This window comes from Ideonella azotifigens (genome assembly GCF_021043325.1).
GTDB lineage: Bacteria > Pseudomonadota > Gammaproteobacteria > Burkholderiales > Burkholderiaceae_C > Ideonella > Ideonella azotifigens.
Map to the genome: position 1 here is coordinate 182,568 of NZ_JAJNKD010000002.1, position 20,524 is coordinate 203,091.

Genomic DNA, 20,524 nt, shown 5'->3' on the forward strand with positions numbered 1-20,524 from the left:
CAGTGATGAATGCAACGGCCGCCGAGGTGAACGAGCGGTCCGAGGGTGTGTGGCGCGCGGCCTGGCGGCGCTTCAAGACCGACCGCGTGGGCCTGGTGTCCATGGGCGTGGTGGCCATCTTCCTGGTGATGATCCTGCTGTCGGCCACCGGCGTGGTGGCGCGCAATTTCCAGCAGGAAGTGGCCGTGCCCAACGCGCCGCCGACCTTCCTCGGCGCACGCGCGGCCGAGAAGGCCGCAGCCGCGGTGGCCGCACCGCTCACGCCCAATGTGGACCTCAGCGACATCGACCCGCTGGCCCCGCGCTACGCCGAGTGGGCCGAGAAGGCCAAGCAGTACCACACGACCGAAACCGTGAAGGCCACGACGCTGCCGCTGGGCGCTGACCGGCTGGGCCGGGACGTGCTGTCCAAGGCGCAGAAGGGCACCGAGATCTCGGTCTTCGTCGGCGTGCTGGCCGCGCTGGTGGCGACCATCCTCGGCACGCTGCTGGGCGCCTCGGCCGGCTTCTTCGGCAAGAAGGTCGACGACTTCCTGGAGTGGCTCTACAACGTCTTCACCGCCATTCCCGACATCCTGCTGATCTTCGCCTTCGCGGCCGTGCTGGGCCGGGGCATCGGCACCGTGGTGCTGATCCTGGGCCTGACCGGCTGGACCAGCCTGTACCGCCAGGTGCGGGCCGAGTTCATCAAGCACCGCCAGCGCGAATACGTGCGGGCGGCCGAGGCCATCGGCGCCTCGTCGTTCTCGCGCATGTTCCGCCACATCCTGCCCAACGTGAGCCACGTGGTGCTGGTGCGCATGTCGCTGATGGTGGTGGGCTTCATCAAGAGCGAGGTGATCCTGTCCTACCTGGGCCTGGGCGTGCCGGTGGACCAGGTGTCCTGGGGCACGATGCTGGCCGAATCGCAGGCCGAGCTGATCCTCGGCTACTGGTGGCAACTGGCTGCCGCCACCGTCTTCATGGCGGTTTTCGTCACGGCCTTCTCGCTGATGGCCGACGCCTGGCGCGACGCGCTGGACACCAAGCTGCGCGGCCAGGAGTAAGCCATCATGTTGTTGAGCATTCAGAACCTGAAGGTCGCGTTCCGCATGGGGCGCGTGAACGGTGAGATGGTGCGTGCCGAGGCCGTGGGCCGCGGCGGCGAAAGCGTGAGCTTCGACGTGCCGGAGAACAGCACCGTGGCCCTGGTCGGCGAGTCCGGCTCGGGCAAGAGCGTCACCGCGATGTCCATCCTGAACCTGCTGCCCAAGAACGCCGAGCGTTCGGGCCAGGTGCTGTGGCGCGGCAAGAACCTGCTGGAAGCCACGCCGGCCGAGCTGCGCGCCTTGCGCGGCGCCGAAATCGCCTGCGTGTTCCAGGACCCGATGTCCTCGCTGAACCCGGTCTTCACCGTGGGCCAGCAACTGGTCGAGACGCTGAAGGTGCACCTGAGCCTCTCGGCCAAGGCCGCGCTGGCGCGCGCCGAGCAGTTGCTGCAGGAAGTCGGGATCCCCGAGCCGGCGCGCCGGCTCAAGGCCTATCCGCACGAGCTTTCGGGTGGCCAGCAGCAGCGCGTGATGATTGCGATGGCACTGGCCTGCGAGCCCAAGCTGCTGATCGCCGACGAACCCACCACCGCGCTGGACGTGACCATCCAGCGCCAGATCATCGAGCTGCTGGCTTCGCTGAAGGCCAGGCACAAGATGTCGGTGCTGTTCATCAGCCATGACCTGGGGCTGGTTGGCGAGATTGCCGACCACGTGGTCGTGATGCGCCAGGGCACGGTGCGCGAAGCCGGCACCACGGCCGAGCTGTTCAGCGCGCCGAAAGACCCATACACCAAGGCGCTGCTGGCCTGCCGGCCCAGCCTGGATCACAACCCGCCGCGGCTGATGGTGATCGACGATTACATCCAGGGCCGCGCTGCGCGCACCGACAGCAAGGCCAAGGACCCGGCCGCGCCGGTGGTGCTGGAAGTCAAGTCGCTGGCCAAGAGCTTCTTCATGAAGGAAGGCCTGTTCGGCAAGCGCGAGTTCAAGGCCGTGCGCAACGTCAACTTCAAGCTGCGCAAGGGCCACACGCTGGGCGTGGTGGGCGAGTCGGGTTCCGGCAAGACGACCATGGGCCTGACGCTCTTGCGCCTGCACGAGCCAACCAGCGGCGAGGTGATCTTCGACGGCAAGAACCTGCTGGCGCTCTCGGCCGCTGAGCGCCAGCTGATGCGCCGCCGCATCCAGATCGTGTTCCAGAACCCGTATGCCTCATTGAACCCGCGCTTCACCATCGGCCAGGCGCTGATCGAGCCGATGCGCATCCACGGCATTGGCAAGGACGACCGTGATCGCGAGCAGCGCGCCCGCGAGCTGCTGGTCAAGGTGGGCTTGGACGGCCGCGCCTTCGGCAAGTACCCGCACGAATTCTCCGGCGGCCAGCGCCAGCGCGTGGCGATTGCCCGCTGCCTGAGCCTGAACCCCGAAGTGCTGGTGCTGGACGAATCGGTCAGCGCGCTGGACGTGTCGGTGCAGGCCCAGGTGCTGAACCTGCTGAAGGACCTGCAGGACGAGCTGGGCCTGTCGTACATCTTCATCAGCCATGACCTGTCGGTCGTGCGCTTCATCTCCGACGAGGTGCTGGTGATGAAGGACGGCGAAGTCGTCGAGCAGGCCGGCGTGGAGGAGATCCTGCATGCGCCCAAGCAGGAATACACCCGCAAGCTGATCAGCGCGGTGCCCAAGGGCTGGCAAGGCGCGGCAGCCTGAGCCTGACGGAGCAGGCGCGATGCGCTGGCCAGGCAGTTTCCTCGTTGCGCTGGCGCTGCTCGTCAGCGGCTGCGCAACGCCGCCGGCCCCGCCGCCCGATCCGCTTGCCGGCCCGCAGCTGTATGCCGACTTGCGGCACTACGCCAGCTTCGGCGAGCACCGCTTCGGCTCTGCGGCCGACCAGGCCACCAGTGACTGGCTGGCCGCCGAGCTGAGACACGCCGGCCTGCAGACCAGCTTCCAGCCGTTCACGATGGACCGCCAGTACCAGCTGGACAGCGCCAGCGTGACGGTTGGCGAAGCGCAGCTGCAGGCGCGGCCGTTCTGGTGGCCACCGGCCGAGCAGGCGAGCTTTCGCCTCAGCGCACCCATTACGCCTGAAGGCAGCGCCGACGCCAGCGGCCAGATCGTCTGGCTGACGCTGCCCTACGACCAGTCCGCCTACCTCGGCAAGGCGCAGCGCGACGCGATTGCCGCCGCTGCACTGCGCCACCCAGCGGCCATCCTGCTGAGCATTGCCAGCCCGGGCGAGCAGCCGTATGCGTACAACGTCGCGCAGGCAGACACGCCGTGGCCAGTGCCAGTGCTCACCGTGGGCACGGCGGACGCCGGCCTGTTGCGGGCCGCGCAGGCAGCCGGCCACAAGGTGAACATTGCCGTCGACGGCCGCTACGAACAACAGGTCGCCGGGCGCAACGTCGTGGCCCGGCTGGACCGCCATGCCGCGCGCACCATCGTCGTCTCCACGCCGACCACCGGCTGGTTCACCAGCGCCTGCGAACGTGGCTCCGGCATCGCGGTCTTCCTGGCGCTGGCGCGCAGCGTGGCGGCCAGCGACCTGGGTGTGAACTTCGTCTTCGTGGCCACCGCTGGCCACGAGATTGGCCACGGCGGCATGGAAGTCTTCCTGCAGCGCGAGCCGCCGCCGGCCGACTCGGTCAGCTGGCTGCACCTGGGCGCGTCGCTGGCCTGCTACGAGTGGCGCAAGGAGGGGGCGCAGTGGGTCACAGACCGCGCTGTGGACGCCCGCCGCACGCTGTTCTACAGCGCTGCGCTGGCGCCCGCGGCGAATGCCGGCAGCGAAGGCCTGCTGCCGCTGCGCCGGGTGCAGGTGGGCAGCGCGGCGCCGCCCGGCGAACTGCGCGAGATCCATGCGGCAGGCTACGGCCGCTACCTCGGCCTGGCCTCCGGCCACCGCTTCTTCCACAACCCGGGCGACACGCCCGCCACGACCGGCCCCGAGGCGCTGGCCCCGGTCGCCCGGGCGCTGGACCGCACGCTGAAATTGCTCGCCCGTCCGGAGTGAGCCAGGCACGGCGTTACGATGACCGCTTCCGCCGATCACCCCGCCCCATGGACCCGCTGGCCGCCATCCCTTCCGCATCCCCTTTGCCCGAAGCCTGCGACGTGCTGGTGATCGGCGCGGGCCCGGCTGGCAGCGCCTGCGCCCAGCTGCTGGCGCGCGCCGGCAAGGCCGTCTGCCTGGTGGACGCGCAAAGCTTCCCGCGCGAAAAAATCTGCGGTGACGGCCTGATCCCCGATGCCCACGCCGCCTTCGCCCGCCTGGGCGTGGCCGACCAGATCCAGGCCTATGCACACAAGGTGCCGTTCCTGCGCTGCGTGGGCCCGCGTGGCGGGTCCATCGAGATCCCCGGTCACCTGGCCACGCTGGCCCGCCGCGAGCTGGACATGATCCTGCTCGAAGCCGCGCGCCGCGCCGGCGCCGCCTTCCATGCACCGTGGCGCTTCGAGGCCCTGCTGCACGCAGACGGCCCGGATCGCCCCGCCACCGGCGCCCGCCTGAAGGGCCCGGACGGCAGGCTGTGCGAAGTGCGCGCCAGCCGTGTCGTGCTGGCCACCGGCGCCGTCACGCAAGGCCTGCTGGCGGCCGACCTGTGCGAGCGCCGCACGCCCAGCGCGATTGCGCTGCGCGCCCATGTGCGCTGCCAGTCGCTGGTGGACCGCATCCGCGGGCTGGAGCTGGTCTGGCACCAGAAGCTGCGGCCGGGGTACGGCTGGATCTTCCCGATGAAGGACAGCGTGTTCAACATCGGCGTGGGATTGTTCCAGACCGACGCCGAAGCGGCCCCCAATCTGCGCCAGGTCTTCAATGCCTTCCTCGAAGCCTACGAACCCGCTCGCTTGCTGATGCAAGACGGCGAAGTGCTGGGCGACGTGAAACGCGAGGCCAGCGGCTGGGCACTCAAGGGCGCGCCACTGCGCTGCTCGCTGGGCGGCGCGAAGTGGAGCGCGCCGGGCGTGCTGGTCACCGGCGAGGCCGCTGGTGCCACCTACCACTTCACCGGCGAAGGCATTGGCAAGGCCATGGAAACCGGCATGCTGGCCGCCGAGGCGCTGCTGGTGGCCGAAGACGAAGGCGTTCAGCGCGCCGCCTACGAAGCGCGGCTGCGCGCGCTGCAGCCGCGCTTCGCGCTGTACGAGAAGGCCAACCTGATCAACAGCCACCCCTGGCTGGCCGACCTGCTGATCTGGCGCGGCCGCCACAGCGCCTTCCTGCGCGGTCGCATGGCCAAGATCCTCGACGAGACCAGCAACCCAGGCAGCCTGGTGACCGTGCGTGGCCTGGCGCGCGCGATGATCGGCGTTTGAGCATGTGCCAGCTGCTCGGCATGAATGCCAACACGCCGACCGACGTGATGTTCAGCTTCACCGGCCTGGCCACGCGCGCCGACGAGCACAAGGACGGCTTTGGCATCGGCTTCTTCGAGGACCGCGGCGTGCGCCTCTTCGTGGACCACCACAGCGCCCGGCAGTCGCCGGTGGCGCAACTGGTCAAGACCTACCCGATCCGCAGCGACAACGTCATCGCCCACATCCGCAAGGCCACGCAGGGCCGCGTGGCGCTGGAGAACACCCACCCGTTCCAGCGCGAGCTGTGGGGCCGCTACTGGGTGTTCGCGCACAACGGCAACCTGGTGGACTTCCACCCACGCCTGCACGCCGCGTTCCGCCCGGTGGGCGACACCGACAGCGAGCGCGCCTTCTGCTGGCTGATGCAGGAGCTCGCCAAGGCGCATGCCGGCGTGCCCGCCATAGCCGAGCTGACGCGCACGCTGGCCGAGCTGATGCCCACGCTGCACCGCCACGGCACCTTCAACATGCTGCTGTCCAACGGCCAGGCGCTGTGGGCCCACGCGTCCACCCACCTGCACTGGGTCGTGCGCCAGCATCCGTTCGGCGCAGTCGCGCTGCGCGACGAGGACCTCAGCGTGGACTTTGCCCACCACACCACGCCCAAGGACCGCGTGGCCGTGATCGCCACCGAACCGCTGACCCAGCACGAAGCCTGGACCGCCTTCACCTGCGGCGAGCTGAAGGTTTTCGTTGACGGCCAGCCGCTGGGCTGACCGCAGCTCATGCGCCGCTGCTGCCATTCGTGCGCCCGCACCGGCCGTCCGCCGCCTCGCAGCGCCGCTGCGCCAGCGGCTGCGAGATGCTGGCGCCATGACGATGCCGCCGACTCCCTTGGTCATTGAGGACCCGGGCCGCCCTGCCGGGCCGGCCACCACCCCAGAGGTGCCACTGAACGGCTTCCAGCGCTGGCTGCTGGTTCGCATGTCGCCGGACCGCCAGGGCTGGCCCGCCGAGCAGCGCGAGATGGCCGAAACCATGGACCGCCTGATGGTGGGCCGCTTTGGCCTGGGCATGGCCACGGGCGTGGCCGGCGGTGTCATCGGCGGCGCTGGCGGGCTGCATGCCAACGGGCTGAGCTGGCCCGCCGCCTGGGCCGTCAGCGCGCTGTATTTCGCCGGGCTGTTCATGCTGTGCCTGCGCGTGTGGCGCCAGCCGGGCCTGTTCGCCTCCCAGGGCTCGGGCCGGCGCCTGCTGCGCCTGGCGCTGCTGATGTCGCTGGCCACCTATGCCAGCACCCTGGTGCTGGCCTGGCGCAAACTGCGTGGCAGCGAGGCCGGCTGGCCCTCGCCGGGCGAATGGCCGGGCTTGCTGTGGGCGGCCACGCCACTGCAGCTCATCGTGGCGCTCACCACGCTGGTCTTCCTCTGGCTGCTGTCCAACACCCGCAAGGTGCAGATGAAGCTGGAGCTCGAGCGCATGCAGCTCAAGCGTGAGCGCGACCAGGCCTCGCGCGAAGCCGCGGAGGCCCAGCTGCGGCTGCTGCAGGCGCAAATCCAGCCGCACTTCATCTTCAACACGCTGGCCGCGCTGCAGCACTGGGTGGACAGTGGCGACGCGCGTGCGCCCGGCCTGCTGCGCGCCCTCACCGGCTTCCTGCGTGCCAGCACCGAAACGCTGTCGCGCGCGCACATCCCGCTGGCCGAGGAAGCCGCCACCGTGGCGCACTACCTGGCCATCCAGCAGGCCCGGCTCGGCGCGCGGCTGCAGACCGCCCAGTCGCTGCCACCCGAAGCCGGCGCGCTGCCGCTGCCGCCGGGGCTGCTGCTGACCCTGGTGGAAAACGCCATCGAGCACGGCGTGAGCCCGGCGCTGGCCGGCGGCGAGATCCGCCTCGGTGGCGCGCGGCAGGCCGATGGCTGGGCCGTGTGGGTCGACAACACCGGCCAGCCCTTGCCAGAACCGCTGCCATCCGAAGGCGTGGGCCTGCGCAACTGCCGCGAGCGGCTGCAGCGCCTGGCCGGTCCGCGCGCCACGCTGGCCCTGCAGCGCCAGCCCGATGGCAGCACACGCGCCGCGCTGTGGTTGCCGGAGTCGCGGTCATGAGCGCGACTCCTCTCGGTTCCGTTCGCCCTGAGCTTGTCGAAGGGTTGGCTGGCTTCGACAAGCTCAGCCCGAACGGTGGGGGACTCGGCACGGACGGACAACGTGCATCGGCATCCGTTCACCCTGAGCCTGTCGAAGGGCCGGGGGCTTCGACAAGCTCAGCCCGAACGGCGGAGGGGTCAGTCAGGACGGGGAAGGGATCAGCCGGCTCGGCCGCCACGACCACCCCGCCCCGCACGACATGGTTCGACTGGCGCTGCATGATGATGATGCTGCCCAGGCGCCGCTTCACGGCCGCCGAGCTGGCGCGCGCCGTGCCGCACGGCCCGTCGCCCTCCATCGTCGGCGCGGTGCTGTTCAACGTGATCTTCGTGATGGCGATGTACGCGGTCGCCTTCCACGCGATGGTGCCCGCGCCGATCTGGTTCGTGATGGGCTTCTACCTGCTGGGGCTGCTGGCCGGCCTGTGGGCGCTGTGGCACGACCCCGGCTGCCGGGCCGGGCGCTGGGCTTACTACGTGATGCCCATGGCCACCGCGAGCGGCTTCCTGCTGGTGCCGATGCTCACCTACGGCGGGTCGTTCGGGCAGGTGCTGCACACCGCGCAGAATCTGTCGACGGTGCCGGCCGGCCCCGGCGTGCTGGGCGCGCTGTTCGGCATGGGCATGGTGGGCCTGTGGTTCACCGCGATGCACCGCAGCCAGCACATCGCCCTGCGCCTGGCCGAGCTGGACGAGCGCGAGCGCGCGCTGGAAATGGCCCGCCAGCTCGGCAGCGCGCAGATCCAGCCGCACTTCCTGTTCAACACGCTGGCCTCGCTGCAGCACTGGGTGGCCAGCGGCGACCCGCGCGCCGCGCCGCTGCTGGACTCGCTGACCGGCTACCTGCGCGCCACGCTGCCGCTGTTCGACCGACCGCTGCTGCGCCTGGACCAGGAGCTGGAAGCCGTGCGCCGCTACCTGGAGGTGATGCAGGCGCGGCTGGGCGAGCGGCTGCGCTTCGAGATCCGCGCCGAGCCCGCGCTGGGCGCCACGCCGCTGCCGCCCGGTCTGCTGCTGACGCTGGTCGAAAACGCCGTTGAACACGGCATCTCGCCGCAGCTGGCCGGCGGCAGCGTGCAGCTCAGCGCCTGGCGCGAAGCCGGCCAGCTCTGCATCGCCATCGACGACGACGGTCCCGGCCTGCCGCTGCTGCCCGGCCCTGCCGAAGGCCACGTGGGCCTGGTCAACAGCCGCGCCCGCCTCGCACAAGCCTTCGGCACCAAGGCCGAGCTGAGCCTGGCCAACCGACCCGAGGGCGGCTGCCGTGCGCTGCTGCGTCTTCCACTTTCTGCCTGAGCCTGCACACCGATGAATCCCATCACCGCCCTGATCGCCGACGACGAAGAAGCCCCGCGCGCGCAACTCAAAGCCGCGCTGCAGCAGGCCTGGCCGGAACTCGAACTGGTGGCCGAGGCCGTCAACGGCGTGGACGCCTGGGACGCCTTCCTCGAACACGAGCCGCAGCTGTGTTTCCTGGACATCCGCATGCCGGGCCTGAGCGGCATCGAGGTCGCGCAGCGCATCCAGGGCCGGGCCGAGGTGGTGTTCGTCACCGCCTATGGCGACCATGCGCTGCAGGCTTTCGAGGCTGGCGCGGTGGACTATGTGATGAAGCCGGTGGACCCTGCCCGGCTGGCGCAGACGGTGGCGCGGCTCAAGCAGCGCTTGCAGCCCGCGCAAGCCGCGCCCGCCACACCGGACATGACGGCACTGCTCGCGCAGCTCAGCCAGCAGTTGCTGCCGGCGCGCCGGCCGGCCCCGATGATCCAGGCCAGCATCGGCAAGGAGGTGCGGCTGATCCCGGTCGAGCAGGTGGTGTACTTCGAGTCGGACGCGCGCTACACGCGGGTCGTCTACCAGGACGAGGCCGGCCCGGGCGAGGCGCTGATCCGCACGCCGCTGAAGGAGCTGCTGGCGCAGCTGGACGAGCAGCAGTTCTGGCAGGTGCACCGCTCGGTGATCGTCAACCACCGGCACATTGCCAGCGCGCTGCGGGTGGACGAGGGCACGATGGTGCTCTCCTTGCGCGGCCGCAGCGAGAAGCTGCCGGTGTCGCGCCACTTCCAGGGCCTGTTCAAGGGGCAGTGAGCTTCAAACGCCGCGTCACCTCGGGTTAGTCCGGGAGGCCTTGTCACCGCTGGACACCCTCGCGACAGGCGATGGCGGCCCTGCTTCTGCCAAACTCGCGGCGCTCCCAGTTCCAGGAGCGTAGGAGACGCGCCCGTGCAGTTGACCGTCAACACCCAAGCCCATGCCCTCGACGACCAGCGCGTACCGCCGGACATGCCGCTGCTGTGGGTGTTGCGCGATGAACTCGGGCTGACTGGCACCAAGTACGGCTGTGGCGTCGCCGCCTGCGGCGCCTGCACGGTGCAGGTCGACGGGCAGGCGGTGCGCTCGTGTGTGACGCCGGTCGGTGCGGTGCAGGGCAAGGCGGTGAAGACCATCGAGGGCCTGGCGGGCACGGGTTTGCACCCGCTGCAGCAGGCCTGGGTCACCCACCAGGTGCCGCAGTGCGGCTACTGCCAGAGCGGCATGCTGATGGCGGCCGAGGCGCTGCTGCGCCAGAAACCACAGCCGACCGACGCCGACATCGACGCGGCCATCACCAACCTGTGCCGCTGCGGCACCTACCCGCGGGTGCGCGCGGCCATCCATGCCGCGGCCGCAGCGCTGGCGCCGGCCATCAAGCCCGGGGCCAAGGCGCTCGTCAAGACTGCCCTGGCGGACCAGGACCGGAGCGCCGCATGACGCTCAAGCGCCGCACGCTGCTGTGGTCCGGCCTGGCCGGCGCCGGGGCCTTGATCGTGGGCTGGAGCGGGCTGCCGCCACGCGGCCGGCTGGGCCGGGCCGACACCTTGCCGCCAGTGGCTGGCGAGGTCGGGCTGAACGGCTGGATCAAGGTGGCGCGCAATGGTGACGTGCTGCTGGCCATGCCGTATGCCGAGATGGGCCAGGGCGTGCACAGCACGCTGGCCTTGCTGGTGGCCGAGGAGCTGGACCTGGCGCCCACCCGCGTGCGACTGACCGCGCCAGCTGCGGGCGAGACGCTGTACGGCAACGTGGCCGTGCTGGCCGCCAGCCTGCCGGTGCACCCGCGCTCGCTGGAACCCGGCCATGAGACCACCGGCGCGCGGCTGGGGCAGTGGATGGTGCGCAAGGTGGCGCGCGAGCTGGGCATCGTGATCACCGGCGGCTCGTCCACCGTGGCGGACGCCTGGGAACCGCTGCGCCTGGCCGCGGCCACCGCGCGGGCCCAGCTGCTGGGCGCGGCCTCGCTGCGCTGGCGCCTGCCGGTGGACGAGTTCCAGGTGCAGGACGGTATGGTGCAACACGCTGCCAGCGGCAACAGCGCCGGCTACGGCGAGCTGGCCGAGGCGGCGGCCACCGTGCCCGCCGGCAGCGTCAAGCTGAAAGCCAGCCCCCAATGGCGCCTGCTGGGCAAGCCGCAACCGCGCAGCGACACGCCGGCCAAGAGCACCGGCGCGGCGCGCTACGGCATCGACACCCGGCGGCCAGACATGCTGTTCGCGGTGATGCGCCATGCGCCTGCGCTGGGCGGCGCCCCGGGTGCGGTGGACATGGACGCGCTGCTGCGCCGGCCCGGCGTGCAGCGCGTGGTGCGGCTGGGCCCGGTGGCCGGCAGCACCGCCGGCATCGCGGTGGTCGCACACAGCAGCTGGCATGCCAAGCAGGCGGCGCTGGCAATGGACGCGAGCTGGCAGGGCCGGCCCGCCGGCGCGCTGGACTCGGCCGCCATTGCCGCCAGCCTGGCGCAGACGGCGCGCAACGCCGCCGACGCCAACCACGGTTTTGGCTTCTACAACCTGGGGGACGCGGCGGCCAGCTGGCGGGCCGGCGAACAAGGCGGCGCCCGCCGGCTGGAAGCCGCGTACCAGGCACCGTACCTGGCCCACGCGACGATGGAGCCGATGAACTGCACCGTGCAGGTCACGGACCAGGCCGTTGAGATCTGGGCCCCGACACAGGTGCCTGAAATGGCCCGCCAGCTCGCGGCCCGCGTGGCCGGCGTGCCGCTGGACAAGGTCACGCTGCACATGACGCTGATCGGCGGTGGGTTTGGCCGCCGGCTGGAGACCGACCACGTGGGCCAGGCGGTGCGCGTGGCCATGGAAACCGGCGGCCGGCCGGTGCAGCTGCTGTGGCCGCGCGAAGAGGACTTCACGCACGACTTCTACCGCCCGGCAGGGGCTGCACTGCTGCGCGGCGTGCTCTCTGGCGACGGCAAGCTGCAGGCGCTCAGCATTCACAGTGCCGGCGACGCCATCACGCCGCGCTGGATGGCGCGCAACGTACCTCAGCTGGCCGGCCCGGTGGACATGCCGGACAAGACCACGGCCGAAGGCCTGTTCGACCTGCCGTATGCCGTGCCGAACCAGCGCATGGCGCATGTGGCCACGCAGCACGACGTGCCGATCGGCAACTGGCGCTCGGTCGGCCATTCGCACAACGCGTTTTTCAGCGAAGCTTTCATCGACGAGCTGGCGCATGCCGCCGGGGCCGACCCGCTGGCCTTTCGCTTGAGCCTGCTGGCCGACCAGCCGCGCCATGCCGCCGTGCTGCAGCGCGCCGCCGAGAAGGCCGGCTGGGGCCAGCCGCTGCCGGCCGGCATCGCCCGCGGGCTGGCGCTTCACGAGAGCTTCGGCACCGTGGTGGCCCAGGTGCTGGAGGTCACGCTGAGCGACAGCAAGCCGCGCGTGCTGCGGGTGGTTTGCGCAGTGGACTGCGGCTTGGTGCTGCAGCCGGACATCGTGGCCCAGCAGGTCGAAAGCAGCGTGGTCTTCGGGCTGACGGCCGCGCTCTACGGCCGCATCGACATCGTGGGCGGCGAAGTCCAGCAGAAGAACTTCCCGGACCAGCCACTGCTGAGCCTGCGCGAATGCCCGCTGATCGAGACCCACCTCATCACCAGCACCCGCACGCCGACCGGCATTGGCGAGCCCGCCGTGCCGCCAGTCGCGCCAGCGCTGGCGAATGCCTTGTTTGCGCTGACGGGTCAGCGGCTGCGCAGCTTGCCGCTGACGCTGGCCGCCTGAAAAGGCCGGGCGCAGCCCGGCCCGGGGAGTGCCAATCCTCAGGTCTCGCCGTGCAGCGCGCGCAGCGCGCGCACCAGCGAAGCGCGCAGGCGCTGCGCGTCGATCGGCTTGGTCAGGAAGTCGTTCATGCCTTCGGCCAGCGCCTGGTTGCGCTCGGAGACCAGCGCCGCGGCGGTCAGCGCGATGATGGGCAGCTGCTCGCGCGAGTGGCGACGGCGCAGCACCTGGGTCGCCTCGTGGCCGCTGATGCCGGGCATCTGCACGTCCATCAGCACCACGTCGTACGGCCGGCCCAGCGCAAAGGCCTGCTCCACCGCCTCGATGGCCTGCGCGCCGTCATGCGCCTGCGTGACCAGCGCGCCCCACTGCTCCAGCAGGGCCACCGAGATCATCATGTTGACCGGGTTGTCCTCGACCATCAGCACGCGTGCGCCGTTGACCGGGTCCATGCCGCCGCTGCCGGTGCTGGCCTCCAGGTCCTCGCTGCTGCCGCTGGGCAGCGGCAGCTCGGCCCAGAACACGCTGCCGCGGCCCGGCTCGCTGAGCATGCCGACTTCGCCTTCCATCAGGTGCGCCAGCTGGCGGCAGATGGACAGGCCCAGGCCGGTGCCGCCAAAGCGCCGGTTGACCGAGTTGTCGACCTGGGTGAAGGGCGTGAACAGCCGGGCCTGCGCGTCTGGCGCGATGCCGCTGCCGGTGTCGCGCACCTCAAAGCGCAGCGCGTTGCCGCCGATGCGCCGCACCGCCAGTTCGATCCGGCCGGCCTGGGTGAACTTCAGCGCGTTGGTCAGGTAGTTGCTGAGGATCTGGCGCAGCCGCACCGAGTCGCCGATGACGATGGCCGGCACGTCGGCATCACAGGCCAGGCGCATCGCCAGGCCCTTGTTGTCGGCCAGTGCGCCATAGGCCTGGTAGAGGCTGTCGAGCAGCGCCTGCAGCGAAAACGGCAGGTGCTCCAGGTGCATCTTGCCGGCCTCGATCTTGGACAGGTCCAGGATGTCGGAAATGATGGCCGACAGGGTCTCGGCGCTTTCGCTGATCTGCTCGATGTAGTCCTGCCGGCGGCGCTCGCCGACCTCGGGCTGGCGCGCCAGCCGGGCCAGCCCGAGCAGCGCATTGAGCGGCGTGCGGATCTCGTGGCTGAGGTTGGCCAGGAAGTCGCTCTTGGCCCGGTTGGCAGCCTGGGCCTCGTCACGCGCCTTGGCCAGCTGCTGCTCGACCTGGCGGCGCTCGGTCACGTCTTCGGCCAGCCAAAGGTTGCCACGCGGGCCGGGCTTGTGCGGGTTGATGGCCTTGGCCATCAGGCGGCAGAGGAAAACGCTGCCGTCGCGCCGCTTGAGCAGGTGCTCCAGCTCGATCGACTCACCGGCCGTCAGCCGCGGATCGAAACGCCGCTGGGCCTCCAGGTGCTCGGCTCGCGTGGGCCAGATCACCGCGGCATGCTGGCCCACCAGCGCGCCGGGCGGCCAGCCCAGCATGGCCTCGAAGCGGGGGTTGGCCATCACGAAATGCTCGTCACGCACGAACGCGATGCCGATCAGCGCGTTGTCCAGGATCGCCTGGTACTCCAGCCGGGTCTGCTCGGCCTGGGTCACGTCGCGCAGCGTGACCACCATGTAGTCGACCTGGTCCTCGTGGAAGCGTGCGGCCGACAGCAGCACGTCCAGCCGGCGACCGTTGCGCGCGGTGAGCGTGACCGGCATGTCCTGCACCGCGGCCCGCTGGCGCAGCACCTCCAGCAGCTCACCGCGCTGGGCCGGGTGGGTCCAGATGCCGACCTCCAGCGCGGTGCGGCCGATCACGTCGCTCGCGCGGTAGCCCATCAGGCGCTCGAAGCTGGCGTTGACCATCACATAGCGCGAGCTGCCAAGCTCGGTCAGCGAGATCGCGTCGGGGCTGATGTCGACCAGGTGCGACATCAGGGCATCCGCGCGGCCGCTGGTGGCGGCAGGCGCCGGCGTGTGTTCGGGCAGCAGCAGCGACAGCGTGGCAGGTGCCTCGCCACCGCTGCCGCCGCCCAGCACCTGGCTGCGCACCTGGATCGGCTGGGCCGTGCCGAGCAGGAAGCTGCCGACCAGCGGCGAGGCGCCCGCCGGCTGGCGCCGCGCGGCCTCGAACTGGCGAGCGGCGCGGGCCCGGCTGTCGCCCGGCGCAAAGCTTTCGAGCAGGTCACGCGCCAGCAGGGCCTGGCGGTCGGCCGCGCCCAGCAGTTGCAGCGCAGCCAGGTTGGCGTCCAGCAGGCGCGGGCCGCGGTGCAGCAGCAGCGCTTGTGGCAGCTCGGCGAACAAGGCCTGGAAGCGCTGCTCGCCGCGCAGGTCGCGCAGCACCGCGCCAAAGCCCAGCAGGCGTCCGCCGGCACTGCGGCGCGGCAACCCACTGAGCGCGAAATGCCAGGCCTGGCCATCGGGCGACTGCCAGTGCCAGTCCAGGTCGCGCCAGGGCCGGCCTTCCTTGATGGCGCGCTGCAGCGCCGGCAGGTCAGGCGGCGGCAGCCGGGCACCGGGCAGCGCCCACAGCGGCTGGCCGCTCAAAGCGGCGAGTGCCGCCAGCCGCTGGCGGCCATCCTGTTCGACCAGGCCGAGCAAGCGGCCGTGCTCGTCCAGCGTCAGCACCGCGTCGGCGGTCATCGCCAGCAAGCCGGCCGCGAGTGCGTCGCGCGGCGGCGAGAGCGGCGCGGTTTCAGACGCAACGGCGGGCCGCTCTGCGGGCAAGGCGGCGGCTGCGCGGCTGCGATGCAGGCGCAGGCTGAGCCACACGCCGCCGGCCACGCCCAGCAGCGCACCCAGGCCCCAGCGCAGCGGCGCCGGCCATTCGCCAGGGTAGAGCTGCCACAACGACATGGCCGCCAGCGCCGCCAGCAGCCCTGTGCTGCCGGCGCCAGCCAGCGCGCGCCAGCGCGGCAAGGCACGCAGGTGCGAGGCCGGCGGCGCCGGATGGGCGGGGCGCGCAGGGCGACCGGCAGGGCGGCGGGTCATTTCGACAACCTGCGCGGCGGGGGCCGGTCAGCGTGCCGCAGCGCCGGTCGGCTGGGCCGACCTGGCGGGGACTGCAGCCGGCAGGCACTTCACGACAACCGGGCCGGCAAGGCTTTTTGCGCGGCCTGCAGCTCCAGACGCGTGGCCTGGGCCACGGTGCGGGCCTGCTGGGCAAAGTCCTCGCCGCTGCCGGCGTACAGCACGGCGCGCGAGGAACTGACGATGATCGGTGCGTCAGGCCGCCAGCCGGCTTGCACCGTGGCCGCAGCATCGCCCCCCTGGGCGCCCACGCCGGGGATCAGCAGCGGCAAGGTGGGCGCCAGCTCGCGCACCCGGGCCAGCTCGGCCGGGAAGGTGGCACCAACGACCAGGCCCAGCCGGCCATCGCGGTTCCACTTGCCGGCCGCCAGCCGGGCCACTTCCTCGAACAGGCGCTCGCCATTGGCCAGCGGCTGGAACTGCAGGTCGCTGCCGCCGGGGTTGGAGGTGCGGCAGAGCAGGATCAGGCCCTTGCCGTCGTATTTCAGGTAGGGCTCGATCGAGTCGAAGCCCATGTAGGGCGACAGCGTCACCGCGTCGGCCTGGTAGCGCTCGAAGGCTTCGCGCGCGTACTGCTCGGCGGTGTTGCCGATGTCGCCGCGCTTGGCGTCCAGGATGACCGGCACCTCGGGCGCATTGCGCCGGAGGTAGGCCATCAGCTGCTCCAGCTGATCCTCGGCGCGATGGGCGGCGAAGTAGGCGATCTGCGGCTTGAAGGCGCAGACCAGGTCCTTGGTCGCGTCAACGATGCGGGCGCAGAAGTCGAAAATGCGGGACGGGTCGCCGCGCAGGCCGGCGGGGAACTTGGCCGGGTCCGGATCAAGACCGACGCACAGCAGGGATTCGTGGCGGGCGCAAGCGCGCGCCAACTGGGAAGCGAAATGCATGGGGCGATTCTAATGAGCGCCCCCTGCCCGCAGGGTGACCGAACAGGTGAATCCGCTGCCGGCCTGACGTGCTTTTTGCGGGACACGGGGCATGCACCCCGCCACCCTTGCATTTCGTTACCGTTCAGACCCGTTTTGCCAGCGCTGCAGCGAGGCCGAGGTAGCTGCCCGGCGTCATCGCCAGCAGGCGGTCTTTTTCGCTCTGCGGCAACGCCAGGTTGGCAATGAAGCCCTGCATCATGTCGCGCGTCATCGGCTTGCCGCGGGTGAAGGCCTTGAGCTGCTCGTAGGGCTGCGGCAATGCATGGGCGCGCATCACCGTCTGGATGGCTTCGGCCAGCACCTCCCAGGCGCCGTCCAGGTCGGCGGCCAGCGCGTCGGTGTTGATCTCCAGCTTGCCCAGGCCGCGCGACAGCGACTCGTGCGCCAGCACCGCGTAGCCCAGCGCCACGCCCATGTTGCGCAGCACGGTGGAGTCGGTCAGGTCGCGCTGCCAGCGGCTGATCGGCAGCTTCTGGCTCAGGTGCGCCAGCAGCGCGTTGGCCAGGCCGAAGTTGCCTTCGGCGTTCTCGAAGTCGATCGGGTTGACCTTGTGCGGCATCGCCGAGGAGCCAACCTCGCCGTCCTTCAGCTTCTGCTTGAAGTAGCCCAGCGAGATGTAGCCCCAGACGTCGCGCGCGAAGTCGATCAGGATGGTGTTGCAGCGCGTCACCGCATCGAACAGCTCGGCCATGTAGTCGTGCGGCTCGATCTGGATGGTGTACGGGTTGAAGGTCAACCCGAGGCCGCTTTCGACGACCTGGCGCGAGAAGGCTTCCCAGTCCTTGTCCGGGTAGGCGACCGAGTGGGCGTTGTAGTTGCCGACCGCGCCGTTCATCTTGGCCAGCAGCGGCACTTCGGCAATTCGCTCGCGGGCGCGCTGCAGGCGGGCCACGACGTTGGCGAACTCCTTGCCCACCGTTGTCGGGCTGGCCGTCTGGCCATGGGTGCGCGAGAGCATCGGCACATCGGCAAAGCCGTGCGCCATCTCGGTCAGCTGGGCAATGACGCGCTCCAGGCCCGGCAGCAGCACCTCGGCGCGCGCGGCCTTCAGCATCAACGCATGGCTGGTGTTGTTGATGTCCTCGCTGGTGCAGGCGAAGTGCACGAACTCCGACGCCGCGGTCAGTTCGGCGTTCTGCTCGAAACGGGCCTTGAGCCAGTACTCGACCGCCTTCACGTCATGGTTGGTGGTCTTCTCGATGTCCTTGATGGCCTGCGCATCGGCTTCCGAGAAGCGGGTCACCAGCCCGCGCAGAAGGCCGCGCGAGGCTTCGGACAGCGGCGCAAAGCCGGTCAGGCCGGCGTCGGACAGCGCGATGAACCACTCGACCTCGACCTGCACCCTGCGGTGCATCAGTCCGTACTCCGACAGCAGCGGGCGCAGCGGGGCGACCTTGGCGGCATAGCGGCCATCCAGCGGGGACAGGGCCATCAGGGCCGAATGGGATGACAGCGAGGGGGAGTTCTGCATAGGAGCGGGGGCGCAAGCCAGGCAAGGCGCACACGCGGGGCGCATGTGCGGAGCGCCCCATTTTACGGGGGCAACCCGCGAGGCCCCTCGGCATGCCCACGGGCCGCTTCGATAGAATCGCGGCCAAGGGACAGCCCAAAGACGACAACAAGCATGAAACTGATCGGATCACTCACCAGCCCGTACGTTCGCAAGGTACGCATCGTGCTGGCCGAGAAAAAGCTGGATTGCCAGTTCGTGCTCGAGGACGTCTGGGGCAGCGACGGCATCCTGGCGGCCAATCCGCTGGGCAAGGTGCCCTGCCTGGTGATGGAAGGCGGCGAGGCGGTGTTCGACTCGCGTGTCATCGTCGAATACGTCGACACGCTGTCGCCGGTCGGCAAGCTGATTCCGGCCAACAGCCGTGAGCGCGTCGAAGTGCGCACCTGGGAAGCGCTGGCCGATGGCCTGCTGGACGCCAGCATCACCGCCAGGCTGGAAAAGCACTGGGCCGGCCGCACCGAAGAACAGCGCTCGCAGGCCTGGATCGACCGCTACATGGCGCGTGTGCAATCCGCGCTGGCGGCGATGAGCCAGGGCCTGGGCGACAAGCCCTTCTGCGTAGGCATCCACTTCACGCTGTCGGACGTCGCCGTCGGCGTCGCACTCGGCTACCTGGACTTCCGATATCCCGAGATCGACTGGCGCACGCCGTACCCGAACCTGCAGAAGCTCTACGACAAGCTGGCCGCCCGGCAGAGCTTCCTGGACACCGTCCCCCAGGCCTAACTCACCGCCTCCAGCTCGGCCTCCGCAGCCTGGAAGCTGTTGGCGCGGGCCATGGGCCAGTACATTTCGAAGACCTTGTGCGGCCAGGGCTGCTGGCCAGCCGCGGCGGCCAGCAGTTCGCCCGGCTTGAGGAACTGCAGGTGGGTGGACAGCAGGCGGATCTGGTCGCCGGCGGTGCGGCGCACGATGTGGCGGGCCGAGATGGCGTTCGGGTGATGCAGGCCGGCTGCCTGCACCAGTTCCTTCAGCGCGTGCAGCGTGTTCTGGTGGAAGCGGGTCACGCGCTCGATCTTGTCGGGCACGACCAGCGCGCGCTGGCGCACCGGGTCCTGCGTGGTCACGCCCGTCGGGCAGTTGCCGGTGTGACAGGTCTGGGCCTGGATGCAGCCCAGCGCGAACATGAAGCCGCGGCCGGAGTTGCACCAGTCGGCACCCAGCGCCATCGCACGGGCAATGTCGAAGGCGCTGACGATGCGGCCGGCCGCGCCAATCCGGATGCGCGAGCGCAGGCCCAGGCCGACCAGGCTGTTGTGCACCAGCAGCAGGCCTTCCTGCATCGGCGCGCCGACATGGTCGGTGAACTCCAGCGGCGCCGCACCGGTGCCGCCTTCGGCGCCGTCCACCACGATGAAGTCCGGCAGCAGGTCGGTTTCCAGCATCGCCTTGCACAGCGCAAACCATTCCCACGGATGGCCGATGCAAAGCTTGAAGCCGGTCGGCTTGCCGCCTGAAAGCTCGCGCAGCTTTGCGATGAACTGCAGCATCTCGACCGGCGTTGAAAAGGCGCTGTGCGAGGACGGCGAGATGCAGGCCACACCCTCTGGCACGCCACGCGCCGCGGCGATCTCCGCGGTGACCTTCGGGCCCGGCAGCACGCCGCCGTGGCCCGGCTTGGCGCCTTGCGAGAGCTTCAGCTCGATCAGCTTGACCTGCGGCTCGCGGGCATTGGCAATGAAGCGCTCCTCGCTGAAGCGGCCGGCCTCGTCACGGCAGCCGAAGTAGCCCGAGCCGATCTCCCACACCAGGTCGCCACCATGCACCCGGTGGTGCACGCTGATCGAGCCTTCGCCGGTGTCGTGCATGAAGTTGCCGCGCCGCGCGCCGCCGTTGAGCGCCAGGATGGCGTTGGCGCTCAAGGCGCCAAAGCTCATCGCCGAGATGTTGAACACGCTGGCCTGATAGGGCTGCGTGCAGCTGGCGCCGATGGTGATGCGGAAGTCGTGCGAATCGAGCACGGTGGGCAGCAGCGAATGGTTGATCCACTCGTAGCCCTCACGCTGCACGTCCAGCTGGGTGCCGAACGGCCGGTTGTCTGGGTCGCCCTTGGCGCGCTGGTAGACCAGCGAGCGCTGCTGGCGCGAAAAAGGCGCGGCCTCGTTGTCGCTCTCGATGAAGTACTGGCGCATCTCCGGCCGGATGAACTCCAGCAGGAAACGCAGGTGGCCGATCACCGGGTAGTTGCGCAGGATCGCGTGGCGCGTCTGGCGCAGGTCGCGCAGGCCCAGCAGCAGCCCGGCCAGGCCGACCAGCAGTGCCAGGGCCCAGGCGCCAAGATGGCCGCCCAGGCCCAGCACCACGCAGCTGACCAGCGCCAGCAGCGCGCAGGCCACCAGCGTGAGGTAGCGCAAGGGAATCAGACGGTTCAGGGCATTCAACCAGGCAGGCATGCAACTCACTCCTCGCCCGGGCCGTGCTCGGGCTGGCGGCATGCTAGCGGGCTTGCGGCCCGCGTGTCAGGCCAAAGAGCGGACCATGCGCCCGCCACTTCGGGGCTTGACGGCGGGCGACCTGGCGGCATGCCGATA

The 20,524-nt window shown here is 70.3% G+C and carries 15 protein-coding genes; 11 read left to right on the forward strand and 4 right to left on the reverse strand.

Annotation, left to right across the window (positions count from 1 at the left end; genetic code table 11):
- Nucleotides 1–5 precede the first annotated feature (5 nt).
- The 10 genes from LRH25_RS05470 to LRH25_RS05515 all read left to right on the forward strand — a co-directional run bounded on the left by LRH25_RS05470 (nt 6) and on the right by LRH25_RS05515 (nt 12,537).
- A complete protein-coding gene (locus LRH25_RS05470) occupies nt 6–1,046 on the forward strand; it encodes an ABC transporter permease (RefSeq protein ID WP_231010366.1) in 1,041 nt (346 codons plus the stop codon).
- A 6-nt stretch (nt 1,047–1,052) separates the two neighbouring features.
- Nucleotides 1,053–2,741 carry an ABC transporter ATP-binding protein gene (locus tag LRH25_RS05475; protein ID WP_141286474.1) on the forward strand — a complete coding sequence of 563 codons (1,689 nt, stop codon included), beginning with the start codon at nt 1,053–1,055 and terminating at the stop codon, nt 2,739–2,741.
- Nucleotides 2,742–2,760: 19 nt separating this feature from the next.
- Nucleotides 2,761–4,047 carry a hypothetical protein gene (locus LRH25_RS05480; protein WP_231010368.1) on the forward strand — a complete coding sequence of 429 codons (1,287 nt, stop codon included), beginning with the start codon at nt 2,761–2,763 and terminating at the stop codon, nt 4,045–4,047.
- A gap of 47 nt (nt 4,048–4,094) precedes the next feature.
- Nucleotides 4,095–5,351 (forward strand): NAD(P)/FAD-dependent oxidoreductase, encoded by a 1,257-nt coding sequence (locus LRH25_RS05485; protein ID WP_231010371.1) that lies wholly within the window; start codon nt 4,095–4,097, stop codon nt 5,349–5,351.
- A 2-nt stretch (nt 5,352–5,353) separates the two neighbouring features.
- Nucleotides 5,354–6,109, forward strand: coding sequence for a class II glutamine amidotransferase (locus LRH25_RS05490; RefSeq protein WP_141291840.1), 756 nt, complete (start codon nt 5,354–5,356; stop codon nt 6,107–6,109).
- Between the two features lie 97 nt (nt 6,110–6,206).
- Nucleotides 6,207–7,439: a sensor histidine kinase gene (locus LRH25_RS05495; protein WP_231010373.1), complete on the forward strand. Its 1,233-nt coding sequence runs from the start codon at nt 6,207–6,209 to the stop codon at nt 7,437–7,439.
- A gap of 263 nt (nt 7,440–7,702) precedes the next feature.
- Nucleotides 7,703–8,776 carry a sensor histidine kinase gene (locus LRH25_RS05500; RefSeq protein ID WP_231010381.1) on the forward strand — a complete coding sequence of 358 codons (1,074 nt, stop codon included), beginning with the start codon at nt 7,703–7,705 and terminating at the stop codon, nt 8,774–8,776.
- 12 nt (nt 8,777–8,788) lie between these two features.
- Nucleotides 8,789–9,568 (forward strand): LytR/AlgR family response regulator transcription factor, encoded by a 780-nt coding sequence (locus LRH25_RS05505; RefSeq protein WP_141291914.1) that lies wholly within the window; start codon nt 8,789–8,791, stop codon nt 9,566–9,568.
- Nucleotides 9,569–9,703: 135 nt separating this feature from the next.
- Nucleotides 9,704–10,231 carry a (2Fe-2S)-binding protein gene (locus LRH25_RS05510; protein ID WP_375142157.1) on the forward strand — a complete coding sequence of 176 codons (528 nt, stop codon included), beginning with the start codon at nt 9,704–9,706 and terminating at the stop codon, nt 10,229–10,231.
- On the forward strand, nt 10,228–12,537 hold the full coding sequence (locus LRH25_RS05515) for a xanthine dehydrogenase family protein molybdopterin-binding subunit (protein WP_231010390.1): 2,310 nt from the start codon (nt 10,228–10,230) through the stop codon (nt 12,535–12,537). Before LRH25_RS05510 ends, LRH25_RS05515 begins: the two co-directional genes overlap by 4 nt.
- Nucleotides 12,538–12,575: 38 nt before the next feature.
- Here the strand turns inward: LRH25_RS05515 and LRH25_RS05520 are convergent, their stop codons facing one another.
- The 3 genes from LRH25_RS05520 to purB form a co-directional block, all read right to left on the reverse strand.
- Nucleotides 12,576–15,512, reverse strand: a complete 2,937-nt coding sequence (locus LRH25_RS05520; protein ID WP_231010404.1) for an ATP-binding protein — start codon at nt 15,510–15,512, stop codon at nt 12,576–12,578.
- A gap of 89 nt (nt 15,513–15,601) precedes the next feature.
- The gene (gene pyrF / locus LRH25_RS05525; RefSeq protein ID WP_231010406.1) at nt 15,602–16,438 is read right to left on the reverse strand and encodes an orotidine-5'-phosphate decarboxylase; all 837 of its coding nucleotides are present in this window, start codon (nt 16,436–16,438) and stop codon (nt 15,602–15,604) included.
- A 124-nt stretch (nt 16,439–16,562) separates the two neighbouring features.
- Nucleotides 16,563–17,912 (reverse strand): adenylosuccinate lyase, encoded by a 1,350-nt coding sequence (purB, locus tag LRH25_RS05530; RefSeq protein ID WP_231010408.1) that lies wholly within the window; start codon nt 17,910–17,912, stop codon nt 16,563–16,565.
- Between the two features lie 192 nt (nt 17,913–18,104).
- On the opposite strand from purB, the gene LRH25_RS05535 reads away from it, so the two are divergent.
- On the forward strand, nt 18,105–18,719 hold the full coding sequence (locus LRH25_RS05535) for a glutathione S-transferase family protein (RefSeq protein WP_141288144.1): 615 nt from the start codon (nt 18,105–18,107) through the stop codon (nt 18,717–18,719).
- Here LRH25_RS05535 and LRH25_RS05540 read toward each other — a convergent pair.
- Nucleotides 18,716–20,386, reverse strand: coding sequence for an FMN-binding glutamate synthase family protein (locus LRH25_RS05540; RefSeq protein ID WP_141288145.1), 1,671 nt, complete (start codon nt 20,384–20,386; stop codon nt 18,716–18,718). The two genes, LRH25_RS05535 and LRH25_RS05540, sit on opposite strands and share 4 nt — an antisense overlap.
- Between the last annotated feature and the right edge of the window lie 138 nt (nt 20,387–20,524).

Bases quoted from the DNA above. Each gene is read 5' to 3' on its own strand.
- LRH25_RS05470 (WP_231010366.1), top strand. From the start codon at position 6: ATGAATGCAACGGCCGCCGAGGTGAACGAGCGGTCCGAGGGTGTGTGG.
- LRH25_RS05475 (WP_141286474.1), top strand. From the start codon at position 1,053: ATGTTGTTGAGCATTCAGAACCTGAAGGTCGCGTTCCGCATGGGGCGC.
- LRH25_RS05480 (WP_231010368.1), top strand. From the start codon at position 2,761: ATGCGCTGGCCAGGCAGTTTCCTCGTTGCGCTGGCGCTGCTCGTCAGC.
- LRH25_RS05485 (WP_231010371.1), top strand. From the start codon at position 4,095: ATGGACCCGCTGGCCGCCATCCCTTCCGCATCCCCTTTGCCCGAAGCC.
- LRH25_RS05490 (WP_141291840.1), top strand. From the start codon at position 5,354: ATGTGCCAGCTGCTCGGCATGAATGCCAACACGCCGACCGACGTGATG.
- LRH25_RS05495 (WP_231010373.1), top strand. From the start codon at position 6,207: ATGACGATGCCGCCGACTCCCTTGGTCATTGAGGACCCGGGCCGCCCT.
- LRH25_RS05500 (WP_231010381.1), top strand. From the start codon at position 7,703: ATGATGATGCTGCCCAGGCGCCGCTTCACGGCCGCCGAGCTGGCGCGC.
- LRH25_RS05505 (WP_141291914.1), top strand. From the start codon at position 8,789: ATGAATCCCATCACCGCCCTGATCGCCGACGACGAAGAAGCCCCGCGC.
- LRH25_RS05515 (WP_231010390.1), top strand. From the start codon at position 10,228: ATGACGCTCAAGCGCCGCACGCTGCTGTGGTCCGGCCTGGCCGGCGCC.
- LRH25_RS05520 (WP_231010404.1), bottom strand. From the start codon at position 15,512: ATGACCCGCCGCCCTGCCGGTCGCCCTGCGCGCCCCGCCCATCCGGCG.
- pyrF (WP_231010406.1), bottom strand. From the start codon at position 16,438: ATGCATTTCGCTTCCCAGTTGGCGCGCGCTTGCGCCCGCCACGAATCC.
- purB (WP_231010408.1), bottom strand. From the start codon at position 17,912: ATGGCCCTGTCCCCGCTGGATGGCCGCTATGCCGCCAAGGTCGCCCCG.
- LRH25_RS05535 (WP_141288144.1), top strand. From the start codon at position 18,105: ATGAAACTGATCGGATCACTCACCAGCCCGTACGTTCGCAAGGTACGC.
- LRH25_RS05540 (WP_141288145.1), bottom strand. From the start codon at position 20,386: ATGCCTGCCTGGTTGAATGCCCTGAACCGTCTGATTCCCTTGCGCTAC.